The organism is Streptomyces sp. NPDC039423 (genome assembly GCF_055598725.1).
The window spans coordinates 211,037-228,108 of record NZ_JBVKAH010000011.1; the positions used below are offsets into that span (position 1 = coordinate 211,037).

General features: G+C 71.2%; 8 protein-coding genes and 1 tRNA gene. 1 reads left to right on the forward strand and 8 read right to left on the reverse strand.

The annotated features are described in order from the left end of the window. Nucleotides 1-93 precede the first annotated feature (93 nt). The 7 genes from ACZ7LK_RS28730 to ACZ7LK_RS28760 all read right to left on the reverse strand — a co-directional run bounded on the left by ACZ7LK_RS28730 (nucleotide 94) and on the right by ACZ7LK_RS28760 (nucleotide 13,617). A complete protein-coding gene (locus ACZ7LK_RS28730; protein ID WP_471144086.1) occupies nucleotides 94-615 on the reverse strand; it encodes a CinA family protein in 522 nt (173 codons plus the stop codon). Continuing rightward, on the reverse strand, nucleotides 612-1,298 hold the full coding sequence (gene pgsA, locus ACZ7LK_RS28735) for a CDP-diacylglycerol--glycerol-3-phosphate 3-phosphatidyltransferase (RefSeq protein WP_392276992.1): 687 nt from the start codon (nucleotides 1,296-1,298) through the stop codon (nucleotides 612-614). Before pgsA ends, ACZ7LK_RS28730 begins: the two co-directional genes overlap by 4 nt. After that, nucleotides 1,295-2,773 (reverse strand): 30S ribosomal protein S12 methylthiotransferase RimO, encoded by a 1,479-nt coding sequence (gene rimO, locus ACZ7LK_RS28740; protein WP_392276993.1) that lies wholly within the window; start codon nucleotides 2,771-2,773, stop codon nucleotides 1,295-1,297. Before rimO ends, pgsA begins: the two co-directional genes overlap by 4 nt. Nucleotides 2,774-2,963: 190 nt before the next feature. Next, complete coding sequence (locus ACZ7LK_RS28745; protein ID WP_392277008.1) at nucleotides 2,964-3,803, reverse strand: helix-turn-helix domain-containing protein; 840 nt, start codon at nucleotides 3,801-3,803, stop codon at nucleotides 2,964-2,966. A gap of 434 nt (nucleotides 3,804-4,237) precedes the next feature. Beyond that, nucleotides 4,238-7,087 (reverse strand): DNA translocase FtsK, encoded by a 2,850-nt coding sequence (locus ACZ7LK_RS28750; protein WP_471144089.1) that lies wholly within the window; start codon nucleotides 7,085-7,087, stop codon nucleotides 4,238-4,240. A 148-nt stretch (nucleotides 7,088-7,235) separates the two neighbouring features. Beyond that, the gene (locus ACZ7LK_RS28755) at nucleotides 7,236-7,913 is read right to left on the reverse strand and encodes a response regulator (RefSeq protein WP_392276995.1); all 678 of its coding nucleotides are present in this window, start codon (nucleotides 7,911-7,913) and stop codon (nucleotides 7,236-7,238) included. Nucleotides 7,914-8,157: 244 nt separating this feature from the next. Further along, entirely contained in the window at nucleotides 8,158-13,617 is a 5,460-nt protein-coding gene (locus ACZ7LK_RS28760) for a hybrid sensor histidine kinase/response regulator (RefSeq protein WP_471144102.1), read from the reverse strand. Between the two features lie 406 nt (nucleotides 13,618-14,023). Here ACZ7LK_RS28760 and ACZ7LK_RS28765 point away from each other — a divergent pair, with 406 nt between their 5' ends. Next, nucleotides 14,024-16,675, forward strand: coding sequence for a SpoIIE family protein phosphatase (locus ACZ7LK_RS28765; RefSeq protein WP_469464675.1), 2,652 nt, complete (start codon nucleotides 14,024-14,026; stop codon nucleotides 16,673-16,675). Between the two features lie 50 nt (nucleotides 16,676-16,725). On the opposite strand, the gene ACZ7LK_RS28770 is transcribed toward ACZ7LK_RS28765, so the two are convergent. After that, a tRNA-Thr gene (locus tag ACZ7LK_RS28770) sits at nucleotides 16,726-16,801 on the reverse strand. Nucleotides 16,802-17,072 lie beyond the last annotated feature (271 nt).

Genomic DNA, 17,072 nt, shown 5'->3' on the forward strand with positions numbered 1-17,072 from the left:
GGACCGTGTAGCCGCATCCTTCACGCCCCACCGTACCGCCTCGCGCTGCGGCCGTGCGGGGAGCGATGACGTGTTCACTCAGGGCTGCAAACATCAGTTCCCCCCGTTCTGTTCCGTATCCTGTGCCCGCGCATTTCCCGAGAGTTCGTCCATGAGCAGTTCCAGCACGCTCCGTACACTCTCTCTACGAATTTCCGCACGGTCGCCGTTCAATCGCAGGGCGGTGACTTTCCCCGCGCCGCGGGGCCCGTCGGCCGGCCCGCAGACCGCCACGTACACCGTGCCCACGGGCTGTCCGTCCTGGGGCTCGGGGCCCGCGACACCGGTCGTCGCGATCCCCCATCCGGCTCCCAGCCGGCCCCGCACACCCGCCGCCATCTGCAGGGCGACATCCGGGTCGACGGCTCCGCGCCGCGCCAGCAGCGCCGCGTCGACCCCCAGCAGTTCGTGCTTCAGGGCGGTCGCGTACGCCGTGACGGACCCCCGGAAGGACCGGGAGGCCCCGGGCACGGAGGTCAGTTCCGCCGCCACCAGACCGCCCGTGAGGGACTCCGCCACAGCGACCGTCTGGTCACTCTCCGCGAGGAGGGCCAGAGCACGCGCCGCCGCGTTCACCGTCCCGACTCCGTCCCCGAACGCAGCCGCGCCCTTTCCGCGCGTTCCGCGGCGAGTCCCTGACGTCGCATGACCACCGCCTGCCGCACGTAGTCGAGCCCGGTGACGACCGTCAGCACGACGGCCACCGCCATCACCCAGAAGCGCAGTGTCGCGAGTGGACCGGTCAGCGCCAGGACGTACATCCCGACCGCCGTGCCCTGCGCCAGCGTCTTCATCTTGCCGCCGCGGCTGGCCGGAATGACCCCGTGACGGATCACCCAGAAGCGCATCAGCGTGATGCCCAGCTCGCGGAAGAGGATCACTCCGGTCACCCACCAGGGCAGGTCCCCCAGTGACGACAGGCAGATCAGTCCGGCCGCCATGATCGCCTTGTCCGCGATCGGGTCGGCGATCTTCCCGAAGTCCGTGACGAGGTTGTACGCGCGGGCCAGGTGTCCGTCGAAGATGTCCGTGATCATGGCGACGGCGAAGGCCGCCCAGGCCCAGGCACGCCAGGCCGGGTCGTACCCGCCGTCCTGGAGCATGAGCACCACGAAGGCCGGTACGAGCACCAGCCGCACCATGGTGAGGATGTTGGCGATGTTCCACAGGCTGGCCTGATTGACGGCCGCAGCGCCCAGCTTGCCGCCGGGCGCCGGCCTACCCGTACCGCCCGCAGCGGATGCCGGGGCTCCGGTCATCTGCCCGCCTCCTCAAGACACTCCGCCACCAGGTCGACGCCCTCCGTGCCGACGACCTTGGCCGTGACCATGCGGCCGGGCACCAGACCCTCGACGGTCGTGAAGACCACCTGGCCGTCGGTCTCGGGCGCCTGGTGCGCGGCGCGCCCCACGGCACCGTCCCCGTCCGGCGTCTCGTCCACGGACTCGACCAGCACCTCCAGGGTCTCGCCGAGCCGCTCCTCCGCGCGCTGCGCGGTCAGCTCCTCGGCGAGCCGCGACAGGTGGGCGAGCCGCTCGTCGACGATCTCCTGGTCGAGCTTGCCCTCGTACGTGGCGGCCTCGGTGCCGTCCTCGTCCGAGTACCCGAACACGCCGATGGCGTCGAGCCGGGCGTGCGTGACGAAGCGTTCCAGCTCCGCGAAGTCCTGCTCGCTCTCGCCGGGGAAGCCGACGATGAAGTTGGACCGCACGCCGGCCTGCGGGGCCTTGCCGCGGATGGTGTCCAGCAGCTCCAGGAACCGGTCGGTGTCCCCGAAGCGCCGCATCGAGCGCAGCACCGCGGGGGCCGAGTGCTGGAAGGACAGGTCGAAGTACGGGGCGACCTTCTCGGTCGACGTCAGGACGTCGATGAGCCCGGGCCGCATCTCGGCGGGCTGGAGGTAGCTGACGCGGACGCGCTCGATCCCGTCGACCGCCGCCAGCTCCGGCAGCAGGGTCTCCAGCAGGCGGATGTCGCCGAGGTCCTTGCCGTACGAGGTGTTGTTCTCGGAGACCAGCATGATCTCCTTCACGCCCTGCTCGGCCAGCCAGCGCGTCTCACCCAGGACGTCGCTGGGACGCCGGGAGACGAACGATCCGCGGAAGGACGGGATGGCGCAGAACGAGCAGCGGCGGTCGCAGCCGGAGGCGAGCTTCACCGACGCCACCGGGCTGGTGTCCAGCCGGCGGCGCAGCGGAGCGCGCGGCCCGGACGCCGGGGCGACGCCCTCGGGCAGGTCCTCGGGGGCGGGGGCGGGCTCCTGGGAGTGGCCGGGCAGGGCGACCTCGGCGGCCGCGTCCTGCCGCTGGACCGGGCTGAGCGGCAGCAGCTTGCGCCGGTCGCGCGGGGTGTGGGCCTCCACACTGCCACCGCTGAGGATGGTCTGGAGGCGGCCGGAGATGTCGGCGTAGTCGTCGAAGCCCAGGACGCCGTCGGCCTCGGGCAGCGCCTCGGCGAGCTCCTTGCCGTACCGCTCGGCCATGCAGCCGACGGCGACGACGGCCTGGGTGCGGCCGTGGTCCTTCAGGTCATTGGCTTCGAGCAGGGCGTCGACGGAGTCCTTCTTGGCGGCCTCGACGAAGCCGCAGGTGTTGACGACCGCGACATCCGCGTCGGCGGCTTCCTCGACGAGCTCCCAGCCGTCCGCTGCCAAGCGGCCTGCGAGCTCCTCCGAGTCCACCTCGTTACGGGCGCAGCCAAGAGTGACAAGGGCGACGGTACGGCGTTCGGGCATGGACTCAAGACTACTTCGTCCCAGCGACACCCCCATCGCTCAGGGGTCCCGCCCCCCAGCGCCCGGGCCGGCCCCGCCGTGCCCACGGGGGCTCCCCCCCGGCTCGCCGGCCGCGAAACCACCCGACCCGGTGGTCCGCCCCAGCGCGCCGAGACCCGCGCCGGGCCCTTCTCCGGGCCCGGCCGGTCCGTCATCCGACCTGCGGGTCGCCCTTCGAGTAGGTCAGGCGCTCGACCTGGCCGTCCTCGAACTCGTCCTCGACCTTCTTGCCGTTCACGAACAGCTCGATCGCGCCGGCGTTCCCGAGGATGAGGTCCAAGCGCTCGTCGTCCTGGAACGTCTTGGAGTCACCCTTCAGCAGCAGCCCGTCGAAGAGCAGCTTGCCGTCGCGCGCCTTGGCCGAGATCCAGCTCTTGTCCTCGGTCGCGGTGAGCTTGACCGTCACCTTGTCCTTGGGGACGGCCGCGATGGCGCTCTCCGAGGGTGCGGGCGGCGGGGCGACCGCCTTCGGAGGCTTGGGCTTGGGGGTGGCCTTCTGCGCCGGGGCCGGGCCCTCGGCGACGTGGTGGGTCCGCGAGCCCCCGCCGTCCCCGTTGAACAGGGTGAAGCCGACGAAGCCGATCACCGCGACGATCGCGGCGACCATGGCGGCGGTCCAGTTGGGCCGCCGGCGCTCCGGGCGGATGCGCTCGGCCTCGAACAGCGGGGCGGCGGGCGTGGGCGACGGGCGGCCGCCGTGCTCGGCGTCGTACTGCTCGACGAGGGCCGCCGGCTCGAGGCCGACGGCACGCGCGAGCGTGCGGACGTGGCCGCGTGCGTACACGTCGCCGCCGCACCGCGAGAAGTCGTCCTCCTCGATCGCGTGCACGATCGGGATGCGCACGCGGGTGGAGGAGCTGACCTCCTCGACGGTCAGGGCGGCGTCGATGCGTGCCTGCTGGAGCAGGCGGCCGATCGAGGGCCGGTCGTCCTCGGGAGCGAGGGGGGCGGGGTCGGCCGTGGATCCGGCGGCCGTGACGGAGGCGGCCACGGCGTCCCGGCCGTCCGGGGCGTCGGGCACATCGCCCTTGGCTTGATCCGGACCCTGGCCGGGGCCCTGGTCGCGGGCCTGACCACGTGTGCGGGAACGGAACCGGGAACGGGGGGCGCCGGAGGCCGCGGAGGCCCTGGCGGACTTGCCGTCCCGGAGGACCTCGGGGGCGTCACGGGCGTCGGGGGTCGAAGGCCGGTCGTCTTCGGGGGAGTTGCCGATGGACACGAGGGCGCCTTTCGAGCGTGTAACCACCTGCTGGAGGTTCAGTCTATGGGTGGTACGAAAGGGTGGAGCAACCGGGCGGACGCACTTTGTACGCCATCGGAATGGCATGCGCCCGAGAAGCGGGACAACTCTTTTCCGCCTCTCCCTCCAACGTGATGTACGGAAGGAGGAAACGGTTGCCCACGGTTTCCTCACGAGTGAGGCTCCTACGACTCCGACTCCCCCCGGATGACAGCGAGTACTCCATCCAGCTCATCCGGCTTGACGAGGACGTCCCGCGCCTTGGACCCCTCGCTCGGGCCCACGATGTTGCGCGACTCCATCAGGTCCATCAGCCGCCCGGCCTTGGCGAAGCCGACGCGCAGCTTGCGCTGGAGCATGGACGTCGAGCCGAACTGGGTGGAGACGACGAGCTCGGCGGCCTGGCACAGCAGGTCGAGGTCGTCACCGATGTCCTCGTCGATCTCCTTCTTCTGCTTGCTGCCGACCGTGACGTCGTCGCGGAAGACGGGCGCCATCTGGTCCTTGCAGTGCCGGACGACCGCCTGGACCTCTTCCTCGGTGACGAAGGCGCCCTGCATGCGGACGGGCTTGTTGGCGCCCATCGGCAGGAACAGTCCGTCGCCCTTGCCGATCAGCTTCTCGGCGCCCGGCTGGTCGAGGATGACCCGGCTGTCGGCCAGCGAGGAGGTGGCGAAGGCGAGCCGGGAGGGGACGTTCGCCTTGATCAGACCGGTGACGACGTCCACCGAGGGCCGCTGGGTGGCCAGCACCAGGTGGATGCCGGCGGCCCGGGCGAGCTGGGTGATGCGGACGATCGCGTCCTCGACGTCCCGGGGCGCGACCATCATCAGGTCGGCCAGCTCGTCGACGATCACCAGCAGGTACGGGTAGGGCTGGAGCTCCCGCTCGCTGCCCTCCGGCGGCGTGACCTTCCCCGCGCGCACGGCGGCGTTGAAGTCGTCGATGTGCCGGTAGCCGTACGCGGCGAGGTCGTCGTAGCGGAGGTCCATCTCCTTGACGACCCACTGGAGGGCCTCGGCGGCCCGTTTGGGGTTGGTGATGATCGGGGTGATCAGGTGCGGGATGCCCTCGTAGGCGGTCAGCTCCACCCGTTTGGGGTCGACGAGCACCATCCGTACGTCCTCGGGGGTCGCCCTTATCATCACCGAGGTGATCAGGCAGTTGATGCACGACGACTTGCCGGAGCCGGTGGCACCGGCGACCAGCACGTGCGGCATCTTCGCGAGGTTGGCCATCACGTAGCCGCCCTCGACGTCCTTGCCGAGCGCGACCAGCATCGGGTGGTCGTCCTCGGCCGCGTCCGCGAGGCGCAGCACGTCGCCGAGGTTGACCATCTCGCGGTCGGTGTTGGGGATCTCGATGCCGACGGCGGACTTCCCGGGGATGGGCGAGATGATCCGTACGTCGGGGCTCGCGACGGCGTAGGCGATGTTCTTGGTCAGCGCCGTGATCCGCTCGACCTTGACGGCCGGGCCGAGCTCCACCTCGTACCGGGTGACCGTCGGGCCGCGGGTGAAGCCGGTGACGGCGGCGTCGACCTTGAACTCCGAGAAGACGTTCGTCAGCGAGGCGACGATCGCGTCGTTGGCGGCGCTGCGCGTCTTGCCCGGGCCGCCGCGCTCCAGCAGGTTCAGCGACGGCAGGGAGTAGGTGATGTCCCCGGCGAGCCGGAGCTGCTCGGCGCGGGGCGGCAGGTCCTGCGGATCGTCGCGGACGGGTGCGGGCTTGGTGAGGTCGGGTACGAGGCCGCCGGACGCGTCCGCGTCCCTGGCGGACGGTACGGGGGTGGGCTCGCCGCCCCGGACCGCCCGGCCGGTGCGGGCCGGTCCGCCCCGGGCGCCGCCGGCCCCCCGCGTGTCCTGTGCCGCGCGGGCGTCCGCGCCCCGGTCGCCGGTGACGTCGCGGGTGAGGTCGGCGACCAGGGGGGAGGGGGGCATGCCGTTCAGCACGGCGCCGTCCAGCGCGGCGGCCGCGGCCGCGGCGACGTCCACGGCGTCCCTGGGCCGGTCGGCGTCGGGCCCGGCGGGTCCCCCGGGGGCGGCGGCCGCCTTGCGGGGCCTCCGGCGGCGGGTGAGCGCCTGCTCCTCGGCCTGGTCGGGGTCGTAGGCCTCGGGCCCCGCGCCGCGCCGTCGCGCCCGGGCCGGCAGCGCCTCGCGCCACTGGTCGTCGTACCGCTCGTCGTCCACGCCCATCGGCTGGACGTCGGGCTCGACGATGCCCAGCCGCACCCCGAGGGCCCGCAGCCGCTGGGGGATGGCGTTCACGGGCGTGGCGGTGACGACGAGCAGCCCGAAGACGGTCAGCAGCACCAGCATCGGTACGGCGAGGACCTCGCCCATCATGAAGATCAGGGGCTTGGAGGCGCTCCAGCCGATCAGGCCGCCCGCGTCCCGCACCGCCTCGCTGCCCAGGTCCCGTCCGGGCGAACCGCACGCGATGTGGACCTGGCCGAGCACGCCGATGACGAGCGCGGACAGCCCGATCACGATCCGTCCGTTCGCCTCCGGCCTCTCGGGGTGGAGGATCAGCCGGATGGCGATGGCGCCGACGAGGAGCGGGACGAGCAGGTCCAGCCGGCCGAACGCCCCGGTGACCAGCATCTCGACGAGGTCGCCGACCGGGCCCTGGAGGTTGGCCCAGGTGCCGGCGGCCACGATCAGGGCGATGCCGAGCAGCAGCAGGGCGAGGCCGTCCTTGCGGTGCGCGGGGTCGAGCCCCTTGGCGCCGCGCCCTATGCCCCGGAACATGGCGCCGACCGCGTGCGCGAGGCCGAGCCACAGGGCCCGCACGAGCCGGTACACGCCGGCGGTCGGCGAGGGTGCGGATCTGGCCGCCGTCTTCCTCACCGCGGCCTTCTTGGCCGGCGCCTTCCTGGCGGGCTTCGCCGCCCGCACGGGCGCGGTCTTCCTGGCGGGGGGCTTCCCCGGGGTCGCCGCGACCGCCTTCTTCGCCGCGCCGGTCGTACGGCCGGCGCGCGGCTTCGCGGTACCCGCCGTGCCCTGAGAACCCTTGCCGGACGTACGTGAGGCCATGGTGGTGAGATTACCGGTGTGGGACGCGGTGGACACGTGTGCCCACCGCTTCACCCGTTCGTGTCGTCCTGTACGTGTACGGGGCTGACGCCCGCTCAGCCGGGAGCGTCCGGCGGGGCGCCGGGCCCCACCGGGCGGGCTCCCGGCGTCAGTTGGGGGCGGGCAGGGCGGCGGAGCCGCCGCCGGTACCCGGTTCGAGCGCGTCCAGCGCCCTGCGCAGTCCGGTGAGCTTGCGCTCCAGGTGGGCGGCGGTGGCGACGGCGGCCGCGTCGGCCGAGTCGTCGTCGAGCTGCTTGGACAGGGCCTCCGCCTGCTCCTCAACGGCCGCGAGGCGGGCGGACAGTTCCGCGAGGAGGCCCGCCGACTCCTTGACGGTCCCGCCCTGGCCGCCGCCCTCAAGCTGGAGCCGGAGCAGGGCCGCCTGCTCGCGGAGCTGACAGTTCTTCATGTACAGCTCGACGAAGACGGACACCTTGGCGCGCAGCACCCAGGGGTCGAAGGGCTTGGAGATGTAGTCGACCGCGCCCGCCGCGTACCCCCGGAAGGTGTGGTGGGGGCCGTGATTGATCGCCGTCAGGAAGATGATCGGGATGTCCCGTGTCCGTTCCCGACGCTTGATGTGCGCGGCGGTCTCGAAACCGTCCATACCTGGCATCTGGACGTCCAACAGAATGACCGCGAAGTCGTCCGTCAGCAGCGCTTTGAGTGCTTCCTCCCCTGACGATGCCCGCACCAGCGTCTGATCGAGCGCAGAGAGGATGGCCTCCAGCGCCAGCAGATTCTCCGGTCGGTCATCGACCAGGAGGATCTTGGCCTTCTGCACCATGGCCCGTCCTCCTCGCCCCGGCAGTTGGCCGGGCGCCGCCCCAGGGGACGACTCCCTTGCGCCGTCCGTCCTTGTGCCGGTCATGGTAGCCGCACCCCGCCTGTCACCACACCCTGTCACCGCGATGTCACTGTGCACGTAGCAGAAACGCGGTGGGAGACCAGAAGGTTCCCCGAATCCCGCCCTCTCACACGCTCTCGACCACAGTCAGTCAGCAAGTCGCCAGGAAGTCACCTGCTTCCGCTCACTCTCCGCTCATCCACTGCTCCATCACCGCGAGCAGATGATCCGGATCCACCGGCTTCGTAACGTAATCGGAAGCGCCCGACTCGATCGCCTTCTCCCGGTCGCCCTTCATCGCCTTCGCGGTGAGCGCGATGATCGGCAACCCGGCGAACTGCGGCATGCGCCGGATCGCCGTCGTCGTCGCGTACCCGTCCATCTCCGGCATCATGATGTCCATCAGTACGACCGTCACATCGTCATGCTGCTCCAGGACTTCGATGCCCTCCCGGCCGTTCTCCGCGTACAGCACCGACAGCCCGTGCTGCTCCAGGACGCTGGTGAGCGCGAAGACATTGCGGATGTCGTCGTCGACGATCAGCACCTTCTCGCCGTGGAAGTCGAAGCCGCGCTTCGGCTCGCCCGCCTCCTGCCCGGCCGTCCCCCACGCCTCCGGTGCCCCGGCCGAACCGGCCGACCCGGCCGACCCGGACGCCCCTCCCGGCGCCGCGGCCCCGGTCGTGCCCGCACCCCCGGCCGCCCCGCCCGGCTGCCCGGACCGGCCCGGCCGGTCCGGCTGCCCGGTCCGGCCCGGCAGCGCCGTCCGCTGCTCCGCCCCGCCCAGCGCGGCCCGCCGGCGGTGCCGGAACAGCGCGCCCGCCCCGGAGCGCCGCTCGGAGCGCTCACCCGGGGCCTGGACCGGGTGCCCCTGCTCCGTGTACCCGTCCAGCAGGCCGTCCTCGGCGCCCTGGTGCAGCTCGGGGCCGGAGCCGTGCCCGTAGCCCTGCGGAGGCAGTTCGCTCGGGTGGAGCGGCAGGTACAGCGTGAAGGTGGAGCCGCGGCCCGGTTCGCTCGCCGCGTGGATCTCGCCGCCCAGCAGGCGGGCGATCTCCCGGCTGATCGACAGCCCCAGGCCCGTACCGCCGTACTTGCGGCTGGTCGTGCCGTCCGCCTGCTTGAACGCCTCGAAGATCACCCGCATCTTGCTGGCCGCGATGCCGATCCCGGTGTCCGTCACCGAGAAGGCGATCAGGTCGCCCTCCGGGTCGCGCAGCGATCCGGCCTCCAGGAGCTGCTCCCGGATCGACGGCGGGACGTCCGTCCTGGCCGGCCGGATCACCAGCTCCACCGCACCGCTGTCGGTGAACTTGACCGCGTTCGACAGCAGGTTCCGCAGCACCTGGAGCAGCCGCTGCTCATCGGTGTGCAGGGTCGCGGGGAGCTCCGGCGACACCCGTACCGAGAAGTCGAGCCCCTTCTCCGCGGTCAGCGGCCGGAAGGTCGCCTCCACGTAGTCGACGAGCTGCACCAGCGCGATCCGGGTCGGGCTGACGTCCATCTTGCCCGCCTCGACCTTCGACAGGTCCAGGATGTCGTTGATCAACTGGAGCAGGTCCGAACCCGCCCCGTGGATCGTCTCGGCGAACTCCACCTGCTTCGGCGACAGGTTCCCGTCCGCGTTGTCCGCGAGCAGCTTCGCCAGGATCAGCAGCGAGTTCAGCGGCGTCCGCAGCTCGTGCGACATGTTCGCCAGGAACTCGGACTTGTAGCGCATGGAGACCGCGAGCTGCTCGGCCCGCTCCTCCAGCACCTGCCGCGCCTCCTCGATCTCGGTGTTCTTCACCTCGATGTCGCGGTTCTGCTGGGCCAGCAGCTCGGCCTTCTCCTCCAGTTCGGCGTTGGAGTCCTGAAGTGCCTTCTGCCTGCTCTCCAGTTCGGCCGACCGCTCCCGGAGCTGCTCGGTCAGCTCCTGCGACTGCTTCAGCAGCACCTCGGTCTTGGTGTTGACGCTGATGGTGTTGACGCTCGTCGCGATCATCTCGGCGATCTGGTTGAGGAAGTCGCGCTGGATCTGGGTGAACGGCTGGAACGACGCCAGCTCGATCACCCCGAGGACCTTCCCCTCGAACAGCACCGGCAGCACGATCACGTGCGCCGGGGCCGCCTCGCCGAGCCCGGAGGAGATCTTCAGGTACCCCGGCGGCACATTGACCTGGATGGTCCGCTTCTCCTCGGCCGCGGTACCGATCAGCGTCTCGCCGGGCCGGAAGGACGTGGGCATCGCCCCGGACGAGTAGCCGTAGCTGCCGCGCATGACCAGCTCGTACGAGCCGTCCTCGTCCGCCCCGATCTCACCGCCGGCCCCCGTCGGCAGCGCCAGGAAGAACGCGCCGTGCTGCGCCGAGACGACCGGGGTGAGCTCGCTCATGATCAGCGAGGCCACGTCGTCCAGGTCGCGCCGGCCCTGCATGAGGCCGGAGATCCGGGCCAGGTTGCCCTTGAGCCAGTCCTGCTCCTCGTTTGCGAGGGTCGTGTCGCGCAGGTTGGCGATCATCGTGTTGATGTTGTCCTGGAGGACCTGGATCTCGCCCGCCGCGTCGACGTCGATCTTCAGGTTGAGGTCGCCCCGGGTCACCGCGGTGGCGACGGCCGCGATGGCCCGCACCTGCCGGGTCAGGTTCCCGGCCATCTCGTTCACCGACTCGGTCAGGTCGCGCCACGTACCGTCGACGTCCCGCACCCGGGCCTGGCCGCCGAGGATGCCCTCCGTACCCACCTCGCGGGCGACCCGGGTGACCTCCTCCGCGAACGACGAGAGCTGGTCGACCATCGTGTTGATGGTGTTCTTCAGCTCCTGGATCTCGCCCCGGGCGTCGATGTCGATCTTCTTGGTCAGGTCGCCCTTGGCGATGGCGGTGGTGACCGTGGCGATCTGGCGCACCTGACCGGTCAGGTTGGACGCCATCGAGTTCACCGACTCGGTCAGGTCCTTCCACGTACCGGAGACACCGGGCACCCGGGCCTGGCCGCCCAGCTCGCCCTCCGTACCCACCTCACGCGCCACCCGCGTCACCTCGTCGGCGAACGACGACAGCGTGGTCACCATGGTGTTCACGGTGTCGGCCAGCTCGGCGACCTCGCCGCGCGCCTCCACCGTCACCTTCTTGGTGAGGTCGCCGTTGGCGACGGCCGACGACACCCGCGAGATGTTCCGCACCTGCGAGGTCAGGTTGTTGGCCATCACGTTGACGTTGTCGCTGAGGTCCTTCCAGATGCCGGTCACGCCCCGCACCCGGGCCTGGCCGCCGAGGATGCCCTCCGTGCCCACCTCGCGGGCGACCCGGGTCACCTCGTCGGCGAAGTTCGAGAGCTGGTCCACCATCGTGTTGACGGTGGTCACCAGGTCGAGGATCTCTCCCCGGGCGTCGACGGTGATCTTCTTCGACAGGTCGCCCTTGGCGACCGCCGTGGTCACCTCGGCGATGTTCCGCACCTGGGAGGTGAGGTTGTTGGCCATCGAGTTGACGGACTGGGTCAGGTCCTTCCAGGTGCCGGAGACGCCCTGCACCTCGGCCTGGCCGCCCAGGATGCCCTCGGTACCCACCTCGCGGGCCACCCGGGTCACCTGCTCCGCGAAGTTCGAGAGCTGGTCCACCATCGTGTTGAGGGTGTTCTTCAGCTCCAGGATCTCCCCGCGCGCGTCCACGTCGATCTTCTGCGACAGATCGCCCCGCGCCACCGCGGTGGCGACCTGCGCGATGTTGCGCACCTGGGCGGTGAGGTTCCCGGCCATGCCGTTCACCGAGTCCGTCAGGTCGCGCCACACACCGGCGACGCCCGGCACCTGCGCCTGGCCGCCGAGCCGCCCGTCCGTACCCACCTCGCGGGCCACCCGGGTCACCTGCTCCGCGAACGCTGAGAGCTGGTCGACCATCGTGTTGATGGTGTTCTTCAGCTCCAGGATCTCCCCGCGCGCGTCCACGTCGATCTTCTGCGACAGGTCACCGCGCGCCACCGCCGTCGTCACCTGCGCGATCTGACGCACCTGCGAGGTGAGGTTGCCGGCCATGAAGTTGACGGAGTCCGTCAGCTCCTTCCACGTACCGGAGACCCCCGGTACGCGCGCCTGGCCGCCGAGCCGGCCCTCCGTGCCCACGTCCCGCGCCATCCGGGTCACCTGGTCGGCGAACGACGAGAGCTGCGCCACCATCGTGTTGACGGTGTTCTTCAACTCCAGCATCTCGCCCGCGACATCGACCGTGACCTTCTGCGACAGGTCGCCGTTCGCCACCGCCGTCGTCACCTGCGCGATGTCCCGCACCTGGCCGGTGAGGTTGCGGAACGCCGTGTTCACCGAGTCGGTGAGGTCCTTCCACGTCCCCGCCGCACCCGGCACCTCCGCCTGACCGCCCAGCCGGCCCTCGACGCCGACCTCCCGCGCCACCCGGGTCACCTCGGACCCGAACGCCGAGAGCTGGTCGACCATCGTGTTGACGGTGTTCTTCAACTCCAGCATTTCGCCGGCCACGTCGACCGTGACCTTCTGCGACAGGTCACCGTTCGCCACGGCCGTCGTCACCTGCGCGATGTCCCGCACCTGCGTGGTCAGGTTCCGGAACACGGTGTTCACCGAATCCGTCAGGTCCTTCCACGTCCCCGCCGCACCCGGCACCTGCGCCTGACCGCCCAGCAGCCCCTCGGCACCGACCTCGCTCGCCACCCGCGTCACCTCGTCGGCGAACGTCCGCAGCGTCTCGGTCATCTGGTTGATCGTGTCGGCGAGCTGCGCCACCTCGCCCCGCGCGCTCACCGTGACCTTCTGCGACAGGTCGCCGTTCGCGACCGCCGTCGTCACCTCGGCGATGCCCCGCACCTGGGACGTCAGGTTCCCCGCCATCGTGTTGACGGAGTCGGTGAGGTCCTTCCAGACCCCGGCCACGCCCGGCACCTCGGCCTGGCCGCCCAGCTCGCCCTCCGTACCCACCTCGCGCGCCACCCGCGTGACCTCGGAGGAGAAGGACGAAAGCTGGTCCACCATCGTGTTGACGGTGTTCTTCAGCTGGAGCATCTCGCCGGCCACATGGACGGTGACCTTCCGCGACAGATCGCCCTTGGCGACCGCCGTCGTGACGAGGGCGATGTCCCGCACCTGGGCGGTGAGCCGGTACGCCATGGTGTTGACCGAGTCCGTCAGGTCCTTCCACGAACCCGACATCCCGCGCACCTGCGCCTGGCCGCCCAGCTTGCCCTCGGTGCCGACCTCCAGCGCCACCCGGGTCACCTCGTCGGTGAAGGCGGACAACTGGTCGACCAGGTTGTTCACCGTACGGGCGACCTTCAGGAACTCGCCCCGCAGCGGCCGCGCCGACCCGTCCTCACCCTCCGAACGCAACTCCATACGCTGGTCGAGGTCACCCTCCGCGACCGCGGACAGCACCCGCCCGACCTCGGAGACCGGCCGCGTCATGTCGTCCACCAGCGCGTTCGCGGCCTCGATGGCCTGCGCCCACGCGCCCTCGCTGGCCCCGACCTCCAGCCGCTCCGACAGCTTGCCCTCGCGCCCGACCATCCGCCGGACCCGCTGGAGCTCACCGGTCAGGTGCAGCTTCCGGTCGGCCACCTCGTTGAAGACGGCGGAGATCTCCGCCATCACCCCGTCGCCGGTGACGGTCAGCCGCTTGCGGAAATTGCCGTCCCGCATCGACACCAGGGCCGTCAGGAGCCGATCCAGAGCGGCGGCGTCCACCTCCACGGTCCCACCGCTCCGGGGCCGTCCGCCCTTCGCGCGCGTGCTACCGCCCCGCGCCGTCACGCCAGACTCCACCGTGTCCCTCCCGAAGGGGTTGACCGTACTGCTCGGGCATTGCCGCTCCCACCGCCGATGGAAGCCTTCCCAGTGTTTCACCACGACGGAACCAGGCCATAACAGTTCGGCAGCTTCGCATAACGTCCCCGTCCTCGGGGGACGGAAACAGCGGTGACCACCATCCGCCCGGACAGCGAAGGTAAGTAACCTGGCATCCGGCTGTCCAACCGCCCCGGTCCGCCCGGCAGGGGCGGCGCGACGCTGTACGACCACCGGGCACCGGGGAGGGGCAGGGCCGATCATGGCAGAGCCGGGCGTCGAGACACGTACGAGGAGTTCTGTGATCACCGCTCGGGCGGCCGCCACCTTCGAACCCGTGGGACGGTCCGTGGCGACCGCCCGGGCCTTCGTCCGGGACACCCTCCAAGGCTGGGGGTACACCGATGTCGTCGACGACGCCGTGGTCCTGACCAGCGAACTCGTCACCAACGCCGTCATCCACGCCGGCACCGCCGCCGACGTCCTGTGCCTGCGCACGGAGAACGGCGTGCGCATCGAGGTCGCCGACCGCTACCCCGAGCGCGAGGTCCCCCTCCAGGGCACCGCCCAGTCCCTGGGCAACCCCGACAGCGAGAACGGCCGCGGCCTGCTCCTGTGCGCCGCCCTGGCCTCCCGCTGGGGCGTGGAGTACTCCCCCACCCGCAAACAGGTCTGGTTCCAGCTCGACCTTCCCGAACGCCCCGTCGGCACCCGCTCCGCCGGCCCCGTCCTGCCCATCGACCTGCTCCCCGTCGCCGACGAACGGGTCCGCGTCGCCGTCGCCCAGATCGACCGCAACGGCACCATCACCGCCTGGAACGAGGACGCCGAGCACCTCTTCGGGTATGCCGCCGAACAGGTCGTCGGCAAGCCCCTCGGCGACCTGGCCGCCTGGCCCCATACTCCCGGCATCGGCACCGGCATCGCCGAGGCCCTCCGCCTCTCCCGCTGGGAGGGCAGCTACGGCATCCGCGGCACCGACGGCCGCGTCATCCCCGTCTACGCCTCCCACCTGCGCGTACGCGACACCCACGGGGAACCGTCCACGGTCTGCCTCCTCGTCCGCGACTATGAGCGCGCCGTCCTCCAGTCCCCGCCCCGCACCCCCGTCGACTCCAGCAACGAGAGCCGCAGCACCGACCCCTTCGAGGTCTTCATCGGCTCCCCCGCCCCCGACGACCTGGACGGCCTCCTCCAGCGCACCGTCGAGCGCGCCCGCGACATGCTCGACGGCGACGCCGCCTTCCTCCTCCTGGCCACCGACGACGAGACCGAGCTCGAGGTCCGGGCCACCACCGGTCTCCCCTCGGCCCGCCAGCGCTTCGCCCGCGTCCCCGTGGAGGCCGCCGGCACCGGCCGCTACTCCTCCGCCCGCATGCCCGCCGTCCACGACGACCTCTCGGCCGTCCCCGGCTCCGTCCCCCTCCTCAACGGCACCGGCATGCGGTCCGTGGTCACCGTGCCCCTCAAGGTGGAGGGCCGCCTGACGGGCTCGCTCGGCGTCGCCGCCGAATCCGCCGGCCGCTACTCGAACGAGGAGGCCCTCCGCCTCCAGTTCGCCGCCGACCGCATCGCCCTCGCCGTCGAGTCCGCCCGCCTCGGGGAGCTGGAACGACTCCGCCGCGGCTCCCTCAGCTTCCTCGTCGAGGCCTCCGACCTGCTGGCCGGCACCCTCGACCGGGACCAGACCCTGGCCCTCATGGCCCAGATGACGGTTCCCACCCTCGCCACCTGGTGCGCCGTCTACACGATCGCCGACCCGACCTCGGATCCCTACCTCTCGTACGTCCTGCACGAGGACGAGGAGCGCATCGACGGCCTCAAGGCCCTGCTGTCAAGGATCCCGCCGCCCGAGCCGGTCCCCTCCCCCGGCGCCCGCGTCTGGACGGCCCCCGCCGACGCCGCCCACCAGGCGGCGCTGCGCACCTCCATGCGCGAACTGGGCCTCGGCTCCTCGGCGGTGTCCTCCGGTATCGGTACGACGCTGGCCACGGCCGCCGCGGTCGGCGGCGAGACCGTCGTGCTGCCGCTGGTCGCCCGCAACCGCGTCATCGGCATGCTCACCCTCGGCAAGCCCTCCGACGACCACTTCCGCCAGGAGATCCTGGAGCTTGCCGAGGACCTGTCCCGCCGGGCCGCCCTCGCCCTGGACAACGCCCGGCTGTACTCGGAGCGCACGGCCATCAGCCAGTCCCTCCAGCGCAGCCTGCTGCCCCCGGGACTGCCCCAGATCCCCGGCGTCGAGGTCGACGTCATCTACCGGGCGGCCGGCGAGGGCAACGAGGTCGGCGGTGACTTCTACGACCTGTTCCCCATCCGCGACGACGCGTACGGCTTCGCCATCGGCGACGTCTGCGGCACGGGCCCCGAAGCGGCCGCCGTCACCGGCCTCGCCCGCCACGCCCTGCGCCTGCTGGCCCGCGAGGGCTTCGGCGGCCCGGCGGTCCTGGAGCGGCTGAACGCCGCCATCCTCGACGAGGGCGAGCGCAGCCGCTTCCTCACCCTGCTGTACGGCGAGCTCTGGCCCCAGGAGGACGGCAGCGCCCTCCTCAAGGTCGTCTGCGCCGGCCATCCGCTCCCGCTGCGCCTCCGCCAGGACGGCTCGGTCGAACCGGCCGCCGAGCCGCAGCCGCTCCTCGGCGTCATGGAGGACCTGGAGCTCTACGAGCAGTCCGTCACCCTCGACCCGGGCGACGTCCTCCTTTGCGTCACCGACGGCGTCACCGAGCGCCGTGAGGGCAGCCGCATGCTGGGCGACGACGGCCTCGCCGACGTTCTCACCACGTGTACGGGCCTGACGGCAGGCGCCGTCACCGCCCGCGTGATGCGCGCGGTCGAGCGCTTCGCGGCGGACCCCCCGTCGGACGACATGGCCATCCTGGCGATGCGTGTCCCGGAGCCCCACCAGGACTGACGGAAAACGAAGAAGGCCCCCGCCACTAGGGCGGGGGCCTTCTTCTTGGATGGAGCCCCCAAACGGAATCGAACCGTTGACCTTCTCCTTACCATGGAGACGCTCTGCCGACTGAGCTATAGGGGCCGGCTTGTCGCTCCGGGGTTTTCCCCTCGGCAACGGAATAGAGCATACATCGAACGAGCGGAAATGCCCAACCGGCGATGACGTGCCATCAGGACCCCAAGTAGCCCGCCCCGGCCGCCGGCTGACCACCCCTCACTTCCCCACCGTCACCGGCACCGACACCGAGACATCGACCGGTGAACGCAGAAAAGCCCCGCACCAGAAGGTGCGGGGCTTTCCCACAATGATTGTTCGGCGGCGTCCTACTCTCCCACAGGGTCCCCCCTGCAGT